Origin of the sequence: Chryseolinea sp. T2 (assembly GCF_037203685.1) — a bacterium.
Classification (GTDB): Bacteria; Bacteroidota; Bacteroidia; order Cytophagales; family Cyclobacteriaceae; genus Chryseolinea.
In genome coordinates, this window is the sequence record NZ_JBBCAU010000003.1 from 1,039,206 (window position 1) to 1,055,872 (window position 16,667).

At 46.3% G+C, this 16,667-nt stretch carries 13 protein-coding genes; 2 read left to right on the forward strand and 11 right to left on the reverse strand.

Annotation, left to right across the window (positions count from 1 at the left end; translation table 11 throughout):
• Window positions 1-100: 100 nt before the first annotated feature.
• Complete coding sequence (locus WBG78_RS14200) at window positions 101-469, reverse strand: hypothetical protein (protein ID WP_337327091.1); 369 nt, start codon at window positions 467-469, stop codon at window positions 101-103.
• Between the two features lie 110 nt (window positions 470-579).
• Complete coding sequence (locus WBG78_RS14205) at window positions 580-1,398, reverse strand: GNAT family N-acetyltransferase (RefSeq protein ID WP_337327092.1); 819 nt, start codon at window positions 1,396-1,398, stop codon at window positions 580-582.
• A 96-nt stretch (window positions 1,399-1,494) separates the two neighbouring features.
• Here WBG78_RS14205 and WBG78_RS14210 point away from each other — a divergent pair, with 96 nt between their 5' ends.
• Together WBG78_RS14210 and WBG78_RS14215 are read left to right on the forward strand one after the other, a co-directional pair.
• A complete protein-coding gene (locus WBG78_RS14210) occupies window positions 1,495-2,817 on the forward strand; it encodes a cytochrome P450 (RefSeq protein ID WP_337327093.1) in 1,323 nt (440 codons plus the stop codon).
• 141 nt (window positions 2,818-2,958) lie between these two features.
• The gene (locus WBG78_RS14215) at window positions 2,959-3,495 is read left to right on the forward strand and encodes a hypothetical protein (protein ID WP_337327094.1); all 537 of its coding nucleotides are present in this window, start codon (window positions 2,959-2,961) and stop codon (window positions 3,493-3,495) included.
• 29 nt (window positions 3,496-3,524) lie between these two features.
• On the opposite strand, the gene WBG78_RS14220 is transcribed toward WBG78_RS14215, so the two are convergent.
• From WBG78_RS14220 to WBG78_RS14260, 9 genes are read right to left on the reverse strand one after another with little or no spacing between them, the layout of a single operon-like run.
• The gene (locus WBG78_RS14220) at window positions 3,525-4,436 is read right to left on the reverse strand and encodes a hypothetical protein (RefSeq protein WP_337327095.1); all 912 of its coding nucleotides are present in this window, start codon (window positions 4,434-4,436) and stop codon (window positions 3,525-3,527) included.
• Window positions 4,437-4,463: 27 nt separating this feature from the next.
• Window positions 4,464-5,864 (reverse strand): hypothetical protein, encoded by a 1,401-nt coding sequence (locus tag WBG78_RS14225; RefSeq protein WP_337327096.1) that lies wholly within the window; start codon window positions 5,862-5,864, stop codon window positions 4,464-4,466.
• A 51-nt stretch (window positions 5,865-5,915) separates the two neighbouring features.
• Entirely contained in the window at window positions 5,916-7,376 is a 1,461-nt protein-coding gene (locus WBG78_RS14230; protein ID WP_337327097.1) for a Stp1/IreP family PP2C-type Ser/Thr phosphatase, read from the reverse strand.
• 2 nt (window positions 7,377-7,378) lie between these two features.
• Window positions 7,379-8,899 carry an FHA domain-containing protein gene (locus tag WBG78_RS14235; protein ID WP_337327098.1) on the reverse strand — a complete coding sequence of 507 codons (1,521 nt, stop codon included), beginning with the start codon at window positions 8,897-8,899 and terminating at the stop codon, window positions 7,379-7,381.
• 19 nt (window positions 8,900-8,918) lie between these two features.
• The gene (locus WBG78_RS14240; protein ID WP_337327099.1) at window positions 8,919-10,253 is read right to left on the reverse strand and encodes an FHA domain-containing serine/threonine-protein kinase; all 1,335 of its coding nucleotides are present in this window, start codon (window positions 10,251-10,253) and stop codon (window positions 8,919-8,921) included.
• 26 nt (window positions 10,254-10,279) lie between these two features.
• Window positions 10,280-10,768 (reverse strand): FHA domain-containing protein, encoded by a 489-nt coding sequence (locus WBG78_RS14245; RefSeq protein ID WP_337327100.1) that lies wholly within the window; start codon window positions 10,766-10,768, stop codon window positions 10,280-10,282.
• A gap of 55 nt (window positions 10,769-10,823) precedes the next feature.
• The gene (locus tag WBG78_RS14250; RefSeq protein ID WP_337327101.1) at window positions 10,824-14,735 is read right to left on the reverse strand and encodes a hypothetical protein; all 3,912 of its coding nucleotides are present in this window, start codon (window positions 14,733-14,735) and stop codon (window positions 10,824-10,826) included.
• Window positions 14,736-14,764: 29 nt separating this feature from the next.
• Complete coding sequence (locus tag WBG78_RS14255; RefSeq protein ID WP_337327102.1) at window positions 14,765-15,805, reverse strand: hypothetical protein; 1,041 nt, start codon at window positions 15,803-15,805, stop codon at window positions 14,765-14,767.
• A 5-nt stretch (window positions 15,806-15,810) separates the two neighbouring features.
• Window positions 15,811-16,656 carry a hypothetical protein gene (locus WBG78_RS14260; protein WP_337327103.1) on the reverse strand — a complete coding sequence of 282 codons (846 nt, stop codon included), beginning with the start codon at window positions 16,654-16,656 and terminating at the stop codon, window positions 15,811-15,813.
• Window positions 16,657-16,667: the final 11 nt, after the last annotated feature.

The window sequence follows — 16,667 nt, forward strand, 5'->3', positions numbered from 1 at the left end:
AGCCAACGTTTATCTGATTGTGAAAACAATTACCATGTTACAATCAATTAAACGGGAAGAAAGCACAGTGCCAGCAGCGGTTAAAAACGAAGTCTAAACCCTACTCGCCCCCCGCAAGCGACGTCACCCCATGCCTGAGGTCCTCGCTTACCCACACCTTCCCAAAGACTCCAACCCCAACAACCCTGCTTTGATCGTTATGCGTAATCCGCGTCAACGATAAAAAGACATAGTCATCAACCGAAACAAAAGTATCAACCATCTCCTTTATTGCTACCGTTCCCAGCGTCAGTCCAAAAACGCTCGCAGGCGTCTCGTTTTGTCTCTGAGAAGTCGGATGACTCACAGATTTGGCTAGCACATTGGATACAATCACTCCCCTGACTTCCGTAATGTGCTGATCTCTCGTGGGATTCGTTAAGCCCGCGAGTATAAAGAGAACTACAATTGACAGTATCGGTGTCTTCATGGCAATGGATTAAAATGAAAAAGCCCATCCGCGCGACGGCTGGTCGCGTGAATGGGCTTGGAATAAATATAGAAAGAGTTACGCTAAGATCGTCTCGGGGTTTTCACGGGTTACGTCAATTGCCCCACCGTCTTATACATCCCCACCGCCTGCATGAATCCAAACTGCCTGTAGAACGGGCCCAGGTGATCTCCGGTAAACAGCCCTACCGTTGCCGATGGACGTGCGTTCCGCCGGAGCCATTGCATCAGTTCGTTCATCATTGCTGTACCTATCCCCTTCCGCTGCCAGGCTGGATGCACATCAACATCCTTCACATAATAGAAATGCAACCCATCACCTAACAGGAATGCAATGCCGATCAGTTGATTATCGCTCTCTGCACACACAATCGTTATGGCCGTATCGATCTGCTCCTGCAATGATGGTACAGTTTCTTCGTCCGACCATCCAACACTCTTCAGTAAGTTTCTCACGTTAGCAAGTCCCGGCTTCTTATGGCCAACTACCACTGAGGCCGGCAGCCTGTAACCAGAAGGCTCGTGTCCTTCATACTTGCCCGAAAAGGTGACAAAGTATCCGTTGAAATCTTTAACCGTGTACTCTACCATTCCCCAGGGTTGCGCCTTGAGTGGAGCCACGATGTTCGCCTTGTTTTGATGTTGATCGTATAACTGATTGATATTTCGCACATGTATCCAGACTGAATTGCCAACGGAACGTGCGGCAAGCTCAGGATTCAGAGTGAATTGAATGCCAGCAGATCCATTCCATGAAACACCGCCATGACCAGGCGGATCGCCCCAGATCCAGTGATTGGGAAACGCGAGTGTTTCACGCCAGTAGGTAATGGTCTCTGCAACATTGGTTACCGGCAGTACAGGTTCGGCTTGTATAAGGTGGGGTTCAGGATCGATTGGTACTTGCATCCTACAAGTTCATCAATCTTGAGTCACCGGTAAAGCGCTGACACAACAAACAGATGCATAATTGATTTTAACTACTTTTGACCAAGTAAAGACTGTATGGGAAACGCCAAATCCATGCCTCCGGGCTACTCATTCTTTCCGTCGATGGTGCGCACGTACAAGCAGGCCAAAAATCCCATTGGTACCATGCAGGAGAGTATGAGCCGCTTCAACGGTACCTATACGGTAAACCTCGGAATGATGCGCATCATCGCTACTCAGAACCCTGGTCTCATCGAGCACGTGCTTAAGTCAAATCATCGGAACTATCAAAAGTCAGAACTGCAAACTGAATACCTAGGAAAGTTTCTCGGCAAGGGACTGCTTACCTCCAACGGTGACTACTGGCTGAAACAGCGACGACTCATTCAGCCTGGTTTTCACACCGAAAAAATTCACGCCCTGTACACGACGATAAAGAACACGATCGACAAGTTCCTCCTCACTGTCCCTACCGGCACTGTCGACGTGTACCCGCTCTTGCACAAACTCGCCTTCGACATCGTCATCAATACGCTCTTTACTGTCGACGTGCCCGCAGCGCAAAGGCAACAGCTCGCTACCTTCATCAGCGACGTGCAGGACTACGTGATGAGAGAAGTGCGCAATCCGCATAAGCGTTGGTGGTTCCGTTTATCTGGCGAACTAAAAGAGAATCTTAACAAAGCAACGGGCGCACGCGATGTGATCCGCTCACTCATACGACAAAGGAAACAGGATGCGCACCGTCATAACGATCTGCTCGATATGCTACTCGACGCACGTTATGAGGAGACGGGCCAACCGATGACCGAAGAACAAGTCATCGACGAGATCCTGATCATCCTTATTGCTGGTCATGAGACTACTGCCAATGCTCTATCCTGGACGTTGTATTTGCTCGCCAACCATACGGACGAACAGCAGATTGCAAGAGAGTCATCGGCATCCCTTGATTTACAAAAGGTCGTTCGTAACGAAGCCCTCAACAATGTGATCAGCGAAAGCATGCGCCTCTATCCACCGGCATGGATCAGCGACAGAGTTGCAATTGAAGATGATGAGTATGGAGACTTTCTTATTCCGAAGGGAACAGTTATTGTCATCTTTTACTACGGACTTCATCGCGACAATCATGAATGGAGTGATGCACTGTCATTCAGGCCTTCGCGCTTCTCAAAAGAACACGCTAAAGACTTCAAAAAAGTATATTATCCATTTGGGTCAGGTCCACGACTTTGCATCGGCAACAACTTCGCCATGGCAGAGATGACGATCTTCTTACAATCGTTCATCGAAAAGTTTTATGTTGAGCCGGGCAACGTTGAGCCAAACATCAAACCTTTGGTGACGTTGCGTCCCGATAGTGTTGTGCTGAAGGTGACGAAGAGGAATTTCTGATCCATCCAAAGCATCAAAAACAACCACAACTCGCCTGCGAGTCTTGCGATGACGTCACAAACCCGAGACGAACACATTTGACCAATAATAGCTATTTGAATTGATTCCTGAGTCACCTTGATTTGAAACCGGAACAGGACAATGAGTTTCACCGCTATGGGCAAAAATTCAATTGACCCCTCTCTCTTAAACTCGTATGTGGGTAAGGATATTAAGGATATCTGTCCAAATGCGTATTCTAATCCCGACCTGAATCACTGCGCACATTTCGTTAGCCATGTCTTAGGACTACACCGCATCGCCAGCGAAAAAACCGGAGGTTCATGTGGTAAGGGTGAATTCGGCGCAAACACCAGAGTTGCCGAAGTGTTTAGTCAGTGCTCTTCTGTTTATGAATTCAATAGTTGTCCCAGCGTAATCTGTGGACTTATTTTCGTTAGCAGCCCCTCAAATTTTGTATCTAAGCCTGGACGCGTTCCGGTAATCCGAAACGTAAAAAAGAAACATATCGGCATCATCTACAACCAAAACATTTGGCACTATAGTAACACGAAAGATAGAGTCGTCGTGCAGACCATGGCTGAATTTATCCGCCACTACAGGAAGCAAAAAAATGCCTTATGGTACGGCGAAATTCCCTCATATGCTAAACCACGTCCATGGGCAACAAGCGCATAGTCAAATGCTGCTGAAGCCGGAGATTCCTCTCACGCCCCCTGCATCTCGATCTGCCTCGCCTCTTTCCATAGATCGCCGCTGAACCTAATGATATCGACTACCATCCAAATACTCATACCGGCAGCAATCAGATCCCCTATCGGAAGGGGGCCGTCAACAGCAGCAAGAAACGCTGCGGTCGCGCCCCTGGCAGCAAACCGTTTGGCTACCGCTTTCCAAAAGAACTTCCACGACACAGTGCCCGCAGCAGCAATCACCATAGTAAGACCCATAGCCTTAGCCACATACGCCAACTGGCCTTCCCGTGCAAGGGCAGGTTCAAGATCTATTGGCTTGAAACTCGGCAAGCCTTTCTGATCTATAATTTTCTTCACGACATAACGCATCAACGCAGCCAGAGCTAGCAATTCAACCATACCGGTAGTGGACACACATAACTTATAAACGATCAGACCTGGGCCTTTCAAAGTAACCTTCAGTTGAACCTTTAATTGATTGAGGAACGAAGCTACAACTACACTGTTTGGATTATAGGTCACGCCAGGCGTATATGGTAACTTGAATTTCATATAGCTTGCAGACAACGTACCAACTTTGCTAATTCCATCTTCAACGCCCGTCAGTGAATCCGGCTTGATCTCATAGAATTCCTTCAACATTACGGTATGCGTAATAATGTCTGGTCGTCGCACACCCAATTCTGCAAGTCGTAGGCTGAAATAAAATTCCTTCTGCTTGCTCTCAGTAAATTGGCGATTGTTAATCGCAAGAAAGAGGATGTATCCTGCTGGATTATAGTTGTCGACATAAATAGAAAGCGGCGGGTAAGGCTTCTGAGACATAAAGTCAGCGACAATTATGTTCTCCGCTACCGCCCCAAAAAGCGACGCGTCACTTGCCTCTATTCCCGGAATTTCACTCGGAGCCAAACATCCTTCCATAGTAGTCAATCAATCAAACCAAAAAAACTACTTTACCGCCCCTTTTATCAACGCAATGTCCGACAACATCACTCCAACACTTTCTATACTGTCGCCGGATTTCCCATCTGACACAAGAACAAGTTTGATACTTCGCGTGGCGTCGCTGTTGTGAACAATCTTTTCATCCACAATTCCTTTAACCTCCTGTTCAAAGAACAAGGTGTCAGTGTAGATTCCATCACTGCCTTTTTCAGGAGCAACTCCCTGCCGGAAGCCTCTTAAGGTCACCTCCACACGCGAATATTTTCCAAGCTTGAGTTGCTTCAATTGATTTAAATAAGCTCGGATGGTGACCTTTGTCTTCGTTCCGTCTTTACCGGCCGGTACCTCAACCGTAACATCCTCGCTGACGAAAAGGCGGCATGCCCGATTGATGTCCTCATTGGCAGCCACCCAATTCGTTTTTATGTCAACGATATTAGCGATATATGCCTGTAGCGATTTAATCTTCTTACGGGCGGCCTCCTCATATACGGTCCTCGAAACAGATCGCTCCTTACCATCAACCTCCAGATATATGGAATCGGAAGAATGTGACGAAGGTTTGATCTTCTCAGCTTCATTCTTCGTCACCGGTGCACTTTCCTTCAATGTCTTCTCCGGTTCCAGGGTCTCAGATGCAGCACCATTGTTATCCACGGTGGTATTCGACTTCAAACTATTTACACCAACAGTTTCACCGCCAGTCGCTGTTTCCTTTGTAATCAATGTAGCATCGACAACCGGCACAGTGACTGCGACAGAAGCAGCGGCCTTCGAAGTTGTCTCCGCGGCCGGACCTGGACTTGTGGCTACCTCATTGGACATAATCTGCTTCTGAGCGGCCGGCTTCACAAACGGCTTGTTCTTCAGTAGCAGAAAATTTGTGTAGACAGCTGCAAGTATCTCCGCGCCCTGGGTCGGACCAACGTACAGTTCATGGCGACCGCTCTTGTAGATTACCGCTGCCAGTATGTCCTTACTAATGGACCTTTCTTCCACAGGATCATTCGCATCTTCGTACATAATCTCCGTTTCCGTAGCACTTATCACATAAGCAGGAAGTATCGTTCTATTCATGGTAACCAACAGGTCAACGGTGTGAGGTTTCGCATCTTTCGAAAAATCGACCGAGGTCGAATTTTGTAAGGCAAAGACCATGTAATCACCAGTCTGACTAAAAGCCATGAGTAACTTATCGACATTCAGAGATTTTTGCTTCTGCTGGCCATCAAGCTTCACAGACTTACCGCTTACGTTCAATACATTTACATTAATCACAGATTCATCTGAAAGATATACGACATCGTCCTGTTGCCCGCTGACATCAACCGAACTTAAAAGCAGTAGTAGCAAAGTCACTATAACAAAAGGCACATGAAAAGAAGTCAATAAGACATTGAACATTGAGCCTGGTTTATAAGTATCATCGCGCAACATCACTTTTTAGGATCAGGATTATTGAACTGCTGACTTCAACTTTACATTCTTCATCGAAGCGTCAAGGCTAAGCACTTTGCTTCTCACCTCTTCATTTTTGCGTTCAAGAGTTGCCACGCTGAAAATGTAACTAAGTTTCTTTGACGGATCCTTTTCAAAGCCTGACCACTCAATCATAAGGCGTTGAATTTGTTCCTGGGCAAGGACCTTCTCAACTTGCTTTACTCGTTGATCAACGAGTATCATGCCCTCGCCCTCCAGTTTATTCGACTTAGCCTGAAGCGAATCCACGACGACTCTCAGACTATCGTAATATTTCATTAGTCTTCTCAGATCATCAACCTTTGAAACAATGAGCCTAAGCGTATCAATAGGCTTTTCACGTTCAGTTGGCGATGCAACTGCAGCCGGTGACTTATTGGTTGCCGGCTTAGCCAGATCCTTCCTGGGCTCGGGTTCAGGTATCGACGGCCGGTTAGTCGTGACTTCTTTAATGGAGTCCACTGGTGCAGGAATAGTTGATGTCTGAAGTTCATTTGTGTTATTGAACCTCTGCCATTTAAAGCCAATCAAGGCGAGTATGACAAAAATCAGAACTAACGGCACAGCTAGTGCAAATCTATTCTTCGCTTTCCCAGCCCTTGGCACAGAGGGATTCGACCCTGAAGTTTGAAGAATAATTACCGTCACATTATCCTTACCTCCATGCTCGTTTGCCAACTGGATGAGCCGTTTGGAGATTTGACTCAGCGAAGAGTTGCTGCTCAATACTTCAGCAATCGTTTTGGCATCAACCATATTGTTGAGTCCATCGCTGCAAAGTAGAACCTTATCACCTGCATTGAGATTTTCAACAATCATGTCAGGTCTAGGTGTTGTACGAGTGTCGCCGAGACTTTGCGTGATAATATTGTTGTCGGGGTGAACGTCTGCCTCCTCTGGTGTTAGCTTGCCTGCCTCAACAAGTTCCCAAACCAATGAGTGATCTTTGGTGATCTGCCGAAGTCCGTTAACATCGTACTTATAAGCTCTGCTATCGCCACACCAGCACACATATAGTTTCCCCTGAACAGCCCATGCTACAACGATGGTAGTGCCCATTCCCTGAAACGCATCACTTGATTTCGCTCTTTCAACAATCTTTTCGTGTGCAACTGACACCGATGCAAGAATGTGTTGTTTGCGCGCGCTTTCCTGATCCAGTAAATCCGGAGTTACAGATGAAAAGTATCCCCTGATAGACTCCACAGCAATAGATGAAGCAATTTCACCTGCGTTTGCACCACCCATACCATCCGCCAACACAAGAAGACAGCCACTGTTCGACCAATCCCTCCATCCCTCCTTCATCACCCACGAACGACTTCCAAGGTCCGAACACACAATGAAATTATCCTCGTTATGTGCTCTTACCCTGCCAGTATCCGTACTGGCGGTAATACTTATCCTCGCGATATTTCGAACGATCGGTTCGTTCATGATTAATCGTTGTTCAATGCATGGATAGGGACAACCACAACCTTCTTGTTCAACTCAGTAAGGAGCCCGACTAACAACAAGCGATTGTCCTTCTGAACAAATACCGGACTTCCTGAATTACCTTCCTTGAAAGTAAACTTCGGCAGCTTTACAAGACCATCCATGGCATCCCGCGCCGGCGCAGGTATCTCAAGGTGGCTCGGCAGGATTTGCTCTTTGCCATCGCGAATCTCTTTCGTGTAGCTGATAAAATGTAAAGGGACATTTGGCGCAAGTTCCTGGGACTCGCGAAACCCCGCCTCGAGTCCATCAGCCGACGCACCATCAATCTTAAGAACAGCCCAATCAGTCGAAGCGTCCGACATCAATTGAACCTTTCCCCGGCCATAGCCCACGTCAATGTTATATACAAGATCATGGTTCTGGTTTAGTGTGAACTTGTCACCTGTGAGATAGTTCTTCTTTCCATCCGTACCCAATACCTCAAGGTCTATACGAACATCTCCCTTGGGACTATTATTGTATAACCAGTTAATAAGCAGCCACTGTTCCTTGATCTTATCATTCGCATTAACATCGGCATAAATCCACGGCTGAACACATTGACGGGACGTAACAAACCTTCCATCGCTGAGCATAATCCCGGTTCCACTACCAATATCCTCCCTGTTGAGCTGGCCGTTAATGGTTAGATATATTCTTAGAAAATAGATATCGTTCTTAACATCGTCAATCATCTTCAGCAGAGGCTGAGCATCCCTTGAAATTGTAAGCGCCGGAATTACGGACGCTGGTACTGGTTTTTGTTGAAGCTTCCGGATGTTCATCTTCAGATCTTTTAGCTCGCGGGCAATCTTCTCGCGCTCGCGATTGCTTTCTGCCAACTTCTCTACTGTTGCCTTCTGATTTGCCACGAACAATGAGTCGCCACGACGAAGGGCAAGCTGTTGCTCCTCCGACTGACGATTGATCTCTGCATAAGCATTCGCTAGCTTGGCATTATCTTTTCGCATTCCTTTCACCACAAAAAAGACAGTAATCGATCCGATCACAAACAGCGTGATCAATAATACGATCGCCCTCTTGTACGGCTTTAAGGCCTGCTGCGAAAAGATTTGAATTCTCTTCGTAAATCCAAGTGATGCTGGTTTTGGCGCAGAGGTCATAAATCGAATTCTCGGCCCATTAGGTGACAGCTGAATCTCGTCACCGCCCTGCAATGACCATTCCTTGTTAACAGGTCGGCCGTTCAGCAAAGTCTGATTTGTGTCTGATAGCTGTATAAGCGAAAATTTGTCGCCTCTCTTTTCAATTGCCGCATGTCTACGACTAACCAATGATTGATCAGCACCAAACTGAACATCACAACCAACCTCCCGACCAAACGTAACATAGGCCGATCTGATGGATTTGCTGGATCCAACAGGAAAGTTTGTCGATCCCGTCAGAAACTCGAGAACATACCCATCGCTATTGGATCTCTCTGCAGGCTTTTCACCAAACCGATCTGTAGATCTTGCCATATGATTGATCATTTATTTACTACAAGGCATCCATACGTAACGTTGTATCGCCGACAGTAATGATGTCGCCCGCACAAAGAGCGAAACCATTCTCCGTAATCCTCGATGAATTCACGAGTACGCCGTTCGTAGAAGGTAGCCACGTGGCAACATTGTTAACCGATCGCCACTGCCCGTCCCTGATATACCATATCTCGTCATCAGCATCAAACTCCAGTGTTGCATGATGCTTCGAAATAAACTTCGTAATCATTTCAACTATGTTGATGTGATTTCTATTCGGCTGATCGGCATCGTACCAGCCAAGTGTGAGGATATTGGTCTTATGTTTACGCTTCAATCCCCACAGATCGTAAGCTTTGCCGTGCTCAACGCCCTGCATAATGCGAAGAACATACTTCCGTGGACTTGCCATTGGATGATCGTCGACTGGCGCGGCAGCCTGTGTATCCAATAGCTGCAATATTTCAAGAGGAGACTGCGCTCTCTTCTCCGGATTTGGTTGAATACATCTCTCTATGATTTCTCCCCACAATGTGGGCATCTTCTTTCTTGTTGAATCAAACACGTGATACTTTCCGCCCACAAGTCTTTCCAGAAACTCCGACTCATTTGACTCCTCATAGGATCCATAAGGCAATTGGCCTTTGCAAATAAGTTCATGCATCATCACACCGAACGCAAACATGTCTGTAACAGGACCAAGAGAAAGAAACGCTTCGCGTGCATTTAGTTGCTCCGGAGGCATATACACCACCGTTCCAAATATTTGTTTCACGTGACCAAGCCAATCTCTGATCGTAATCCTCGACTGCAGGTACCCGGAAATTCCAAAATCAGTTAGTAGTACCTCATTGTTCTCATCAAACAGAATGTTCACAGGTTTCAGGTCTCTGTGAATTATCCCCTGCTTATGTAAATCGTTGAGTCCTTTTAAAATGCGAACAGCGACGCGCCTGTATTCCTTTTCACTCAATGTATTTCCGACCCAGTCTCCTAAATTTCCATTCGGGCAGTACTCCATCAAAAAGAATGGATTGCCAAATTGCATACCTTTGTCGAAAGTGTGCACGAGGAATTCAGATGCAATCTGTGAGCACTTATATTCTCTTTCGAACCGGTGCTGCACTTCTCTGCGTTCTTCAGCGGAAACGCTCCACATGCGAAGCAACTTCAACGCAAAACGGTCGCCGCTTTTTGCAGTTGCCAAATACACATCGGCAAATCCACCAGCCCCAAGCTTACGATCAATAACATATTTTTTCCCAGCATCGGAAATCACAATATCTCCGCGCTGACCATTCCATTCCTTGATTGTCGCTGACTTCAAAGTATGTTTAATGCTTACATACATGCTACACAGAGCTTCGCAGGCCTTTGCTATTTCTGACTGAATTTGAACATGGTATCTCCCAATAGTATGACGTCACCATCAGAGAGCTTCACGGACTTATTAACTTGCAGGAACGTTGTCTTCTTGTCAGTTTCATTATTGACCCACCATTCGCCATCCTTGAACATTAGGGTTGCGTGTGCCTTTCTTGAAATCGACGTATTCCCTTCATCGAGTAAATCCCTGTTGAGATTCACCATTTCTCCCTTCACCGGAATCACCTTTCCTTCTTCCTCTCCGTCCTCAGAAAGCTGAACAAGGCTGCAAGGCTTTGCGTTGGGATAATTAACGCGTCTGATCGTCTTGTCACGATCGGGTTTGTCCCACGGTGTCTTTTCAAACTTAATGTCGCTGTTCGTCCTTGCATCTCCGTCGCCTGCTCGGGGCGCCGCTTCAACCCCAAGGACATTATTACACTTGATGCACTTCTTGGCTGTGCTCTGATTGGTGTATCCACATTTCTGGCATCGAATCATAGAGATAAAGTGTTTAGATAGTTTAGCTTTTTCAACTTCTGGCTGCATTCTTAAACTATTGCCGGATTACTTTTTGGTAATAGACATTCGTATTGTTTTGAGTGCTCACTTCCATTCGTAACAGATAAAGTCCACTGCTAAGCGATGTGTTGGTTATATTCCATTCTATCGAATGAAATCCAGGCTCGTAAGTATCGATGCTGTTCCCCCCCAGGTCATTCCCTTTCATATCAACCAGGGAAAACTTTACCAGTGCACTTCCTGAACTTTTAGGAAGTGTAAAGTTGATCATTGCGTTTTCGCGGAATGGATTTGGCGACATGCTTAGAACAGTTCTGCCAGGCTGTAAATGTTCCTGCAAGTAGGCAGGAGTTCCGTAGTAAACTCTGAAGGAACGAGTGCCATTAAAAGAATACACATCGGTGCTGCTCATATTGGTGAGCTCTTCATTAGATAGATCATGAAGCCACAGCTCGTTCCCTTCTGCTATCTTGTAAGCGCTCCAGCTCAACACCGTCGTTTGATTTTCCTGCACAGGACGAGCCGTAAACTCCCATTCATTTCCCTCTCCACCTGGAGGAACTAAACTTCTGGTCAGGAGAGATTTCTTTTCATCAGAAAATTGAATGGATGGAAAGTCCCCTAACGACGGAGGACTAACAAGGTCATATGCATCTTTGCCCTCCGAAGCATCTGCGATTATACCGAGCCCACCCAACCTGCATACACGATGCGCATTGCTGAGTGTAAAGCCAAGATAGAATTCTGACTGCTTAACATATTCTTCCTCGCCTGCAGTTCGGCCGCTATTAATGGACCGATTCTTCTGGGTCGGAATTTTCAGTAGCGCTTCCGTGGTACCGTTACTGACGTAACCACCACTGAATGGTTCCAGGATGGCGTCCTGATTGTTTCTCACCAGCTCGCCCTCCTCGTTGCTGAATACGATCAGATCCCCGGCACTTGGATTGGCTGCCTTTACATCTGCCCACCGAACCCGATAAGTGAATGGATTTCCAATCTGGTTATAACCTGGCTGAAGTTTTATTACGAAAAATTCTCCGTCATAATAGTTCCCGCTTGCGGCACTTGTTATACTAACGACGGTCGACCCGGCACCTGTTTCCAGTTTACTCTCGCCCGGCTCATCGGCAACACCAAACCAGTAGCCGCGACCAGGAACGACATGCTTGGCCTTTTCCTCCGGAAACTCATCCCAGAGATTATCGTTAGCCTGGTCCCCGATGTAAGTGAGGAATCGCCACTTCGTTCGATCCCTGTCTGTAGCATCTTCCACAATATCGTCGAGGATCGAAGTGATATCAGCATTATCAAGACTAAGCGGAAAGGATACAAGATTATAATCCGAAGAACTCATCCCATACCTTATTTCCTCCTTAAATGTGATCCCGGTTGGAAAGGTAATGGCAACCTTTGAGTGCTCTGTTTCAAGGATCTTCTTTGCAGGATCGCGGAAGTCTGCCTTAGCAACGACTGAGAAATAATACTCCAGGCCAAGCTCGTCAAAGTCTTCAAACGGGAGCACCGTACTGTATGCATCGTTGATGGATGTGAGCTCTTTAATCGACCAATCCTTATCAGTAAGACCTCGGGTATGCAGTTGCACGGCAGTACTATCAATCAGAGCCGTTACCTTGAGGCTCACAGGATGCTTCGCACACGTCTCCGCAGTTACTTTATCAGTGATCGGATCGGCTTCCATCATCTTCACCACGGGATCGCTTGGGGGGGCAATATTTAAATAATCGGGTGTCTTTAAAGTAAGTCTCTTTTCTGCCGATGCATTCTTAGCTATTTCGCCGCGCAGGCGAATAAAATAGTTCGTATTTCCCTCCAGCGGCATTAGTTTCCTCGTTACGGTCTGGGTACCCGCCTTAACTAAAGGTGGATCCGCTATTACACTGGAGAACGTCGAAAAATCTTCTGTCTTCGAATACTCAAAATACGGTATCACTGAATAGTTTCCCTTGGGAGTTACAGTCCCCGACATCTCAACTGTTCTCGCAGTAACTTTCGTTGGTTGATTTATCTCCAGCTTGGGCAAAAAGAAATTCGCGAATGGCATCTTCCATATACCGGCTCCTGAAAGGCCGGCAAAAAGTGTCTCATCCTTATCTCCGCTCAAAAAGAACGTAGACACCGAGCTCACTCCCTGAGGAAGTTCAGCAAATGCTTCCCATGTGTTACCTTGATCAAGCGACACAAACGTTTCTCCCAAATAGGTCGTTATGAACAGGTGATCTTTTAGCACAAAGATGTTCGTAATGGCATAGGGGTCGGTTTGAGGCAACTTCAAAGTCGTGGGTCCGTTGGCAGGTGACTTGGTATTTAAGCTTCTTAATGAAACCTTGTCATTGATGTAGTGCAGGTAGATAATATTGCTGCCCAACACCGCGCTGTAAAAGAATCGCGAATCACCTTCATGAAATCCGATTCTATCCCAAATAATAGGACTTGTAGTCCTAAGCTTGTAAACCGATGTTCTCAATGCTCCATGCCATACATCATGTACCGACGGGTACTCTTCAAGCAGCAAATAGACCTGTTTATCAATCACAAACAACTTGTGAATAACTCTGCCTGACGGCAAACCTCCTCGCACCTCCTGCCATCTGGCACCGAGGTCATTGGATATATAAGGAGTCTCGTACGTTACAGTATAAAGACTGCTGGCATTTGGAACAAGGCTCTTTACCCAGAAACGTTGTGAATAGTAGCTGTCGGAAAAATCTGAGGGCTTTGGAATTTTACCGACATCTTTCCAGGACTTTCCATTGGCAGTAGCAAGCATCCCATTGTTCGTTCCAACGAATAATGTACTACCTATCGCAGCAAATTGCGCCGTGTACGTGGGCAATTTCAAGATGTCATGAGGAGCGCTTTCCCATGCGCCGTTGTCGAATGCAGATTTGAATACTCCATCGCCGCTGGCCGCATACACTTCGTTATTGAAGGTGAAGATTGAGGTAACATATGCAGTGGCAAGAGAATTATTGAAAGGACTCCAGGTGTTGTTGCCTACTGATTTAAAAACACCTTTGTTAGTTGCAACGTACTTAGTTGATCCCTGGAAAACTATTGAGGAAGCATAAAGAGTCTCAGAGCCCATGCCGTTGTCTATCGGCGTCCAGTCCCCACCCAGGTTATTAAAAGTAGTATAGTATACCGTATTCCATGTTGTAGCATAATAGCCATCTGGCCTGATAACTAGATCTGTAATGATTTGATTTAAGCCAATATCTACCTTTCTCCATGATCCATCTTCCTCAACATTGAGCCATCGGTACAAGAGACCTGATTCATACAAAGGGACTGCAAAGTACGTTGTACCCGCAAACACGATTTGCCTTGTTGGCACTTCTGACAAACGAATTGGCGCATTATCACTAGCCATATCGTACAGGAAGATTCCCTTGTCGGTAGCCATCAACACCTTACTTGCCGTATAAAAAGTAAATGACCAGACATAAAGGTGAGCATCGAATTGCACGGCCTGCCTCAGATTCCTTCCCTGCCTCTCAAACTCATAAATACGACTGTGGTTGCCATGGCTCCCGACGTGATACACATTCGCCAATAACTTTGTACCCACCGCCGTAATCGCACTTACGTGCAGCGAGTCTTGTAGCTTATCATTGTTTTGTATGGGAGCCCATTGGATACCATCCGCAGAAAAGTAAATACCGGAGGTCTCAGTCCCTACGTATTGTATTCTGTCCAGCTCCACAAAACAGGTAATACGATCCGGCCTTTTTGTAAGCGTGATCTTACTCCAGTCACCTCCGCCTGCGGATCGGAAAAACGATTCATAGCCGACCGCATAAATATCCGAACCACTAATATAAAGGGATTGAACGCCACCAACCGGTCCGTTGGTACTCTTCCATTGACCCAGTACGTGCACCGAAAGGGATATTGCGACAATAATTAGTAAGTATCTTTTCATGGCTATCACTTATAAATTCTGTTTGCTGATCAGGGTTCAAATGGATCCTCTATCTCATCCTCACCGTCCCCAAGTGTTGATATATAATACGCTATTGCGCCACCGACGAGCAAACCACCCCCAACTGATACTCCAAGGGGAACCTTCCTCGCGATCATAAACTCTCCGCTCTGGGTATAACGGCCAGTACTCACGTTGTGAAGCCTGAACTTATAGTCACCGACTTTTTCCGCCTTGGTCGGCACAAACGACAGTGAATTGCTGTTCAACATCGGTGCAAAGACTTTCGTCTTATGCTTGCTCGTATCCTTTGGAACAAGTTCCAGCCGCACGATGTCATCGGCAAGACCTCCATCCCATTTGACTACGTATTCTCTGTTTCGTTTGAACTTTTTGAAAATGGTACCTGCCTGAAACTTCAACGGTTGGCCTATGAGCAACGGTGTCTGTTGATCACCACCTCCAACAATTTTAGCTTTAGTAAATTCCTTTGATGTGTGTGGCTGAATGGAATATATACCTCCAATCTTTGGCTGCCCGCCGACGAGGTAGGCATTTACATAGAAGTCTGTTTGATCGTCGATATCGTTGCCTATTCTTTCGTTGCCGAATCGGAATATCCCGCTGCCTTTGCGATCAACAGTGATCTTCACGAAATACCAGTTTTCATTCGCTGCATAGTAGACGTCACTGGCTTCCGGATTTCTAAACGTGAGTAAAAGAGAATCACCATAATACTCAGCTATCTTATTCAGGTAAGTTTCGAGCTGGGGATTCTCTTCGCCCGGAACACGACCGGCCAGCAAATGAGGAATGAGATCATTGTACACCCGGGTTTTTCCTCCCTCTTTCGCAAACGAGAGATACATGGTCTGCTTGTAAAACTCGCGTGTTTCAATATCCGAAGCGTTCGTCTTTGCAAGGAGCTCCAAATATTCAGTATACGTCTTTACTTTACTCTTTGCCCGGGCGAGAATATATTGACTTTGCGCGACGGTGATCTCCTGTGCACCAACTTCAAATTGCATGTACAACAGAAGCACGGGTAAAATGGTTAAAGCTCTTTGCATAGCTATTATTTGATTGATAGAAGTTGTTGAATGTACGTGTCCTTTGTCTGATAATCGACTCTTGTTAACTGCTCAATGAGCCACCCGGAATTCTCTGACTTCCTGTTGAATTCACGCACCTTTACCACCCAATCTGGTATCTGCATGAAGTAATAACAGACCCGCTTCGACGCCCTGAACTGAATTTCTCCCTGTTGCCGTGCATAAAGAAATACGCTCAGCATATCAATGCTGGTCTCACGCGATGTGAGGTCTGCTGTCCTTGCAGCACGTGTCAGATTGTTCGGAAGTCCAATAAAGTCAGTACCATGGCTATTCGGCGGAATGATTGCTATCGTGTCGCCTGAAGTCCGCTTCACCTTCAGGAAGTCCGCCTTAACGCCACGTATGGTCCACTTCGAAACTTTAGGCTCCGTTTGCTCCACAGTCATAATGAGTGTCAGCTCCTTAGGTTGGTTGTGATACAATACATCCATATCCACCACAGCGTACCAGTTACTGTCATAAAAATCCAGGCACAGTTGGTGTTCTATCGAGTTCACGAGGTTGATAAACTCTATCAGATCATCTTTATCACTACCCTCTGCCTTTCTGAACTTATCGTAGTCGAACAACGACAGAATGTTCCGTCGCCTTTCAACTACAAATGCATCAGTCACCGAATCCTGTGGCTTGTAATTTCCAAGCAAATCTTCGCGATTGTTAAATCTGTTGATGAAGGCGTCTATACTATTCACGCGCTTACGAAGTGCAACTGGAAAGTCTTCCTCGCCGAGTGCCTGCGCAAACAGTGCTTGTGACTGAAGCAGAAGTATGAACACTAAGCAAAATCCAGCAATGTTGCCAAGCATAACTATGCACC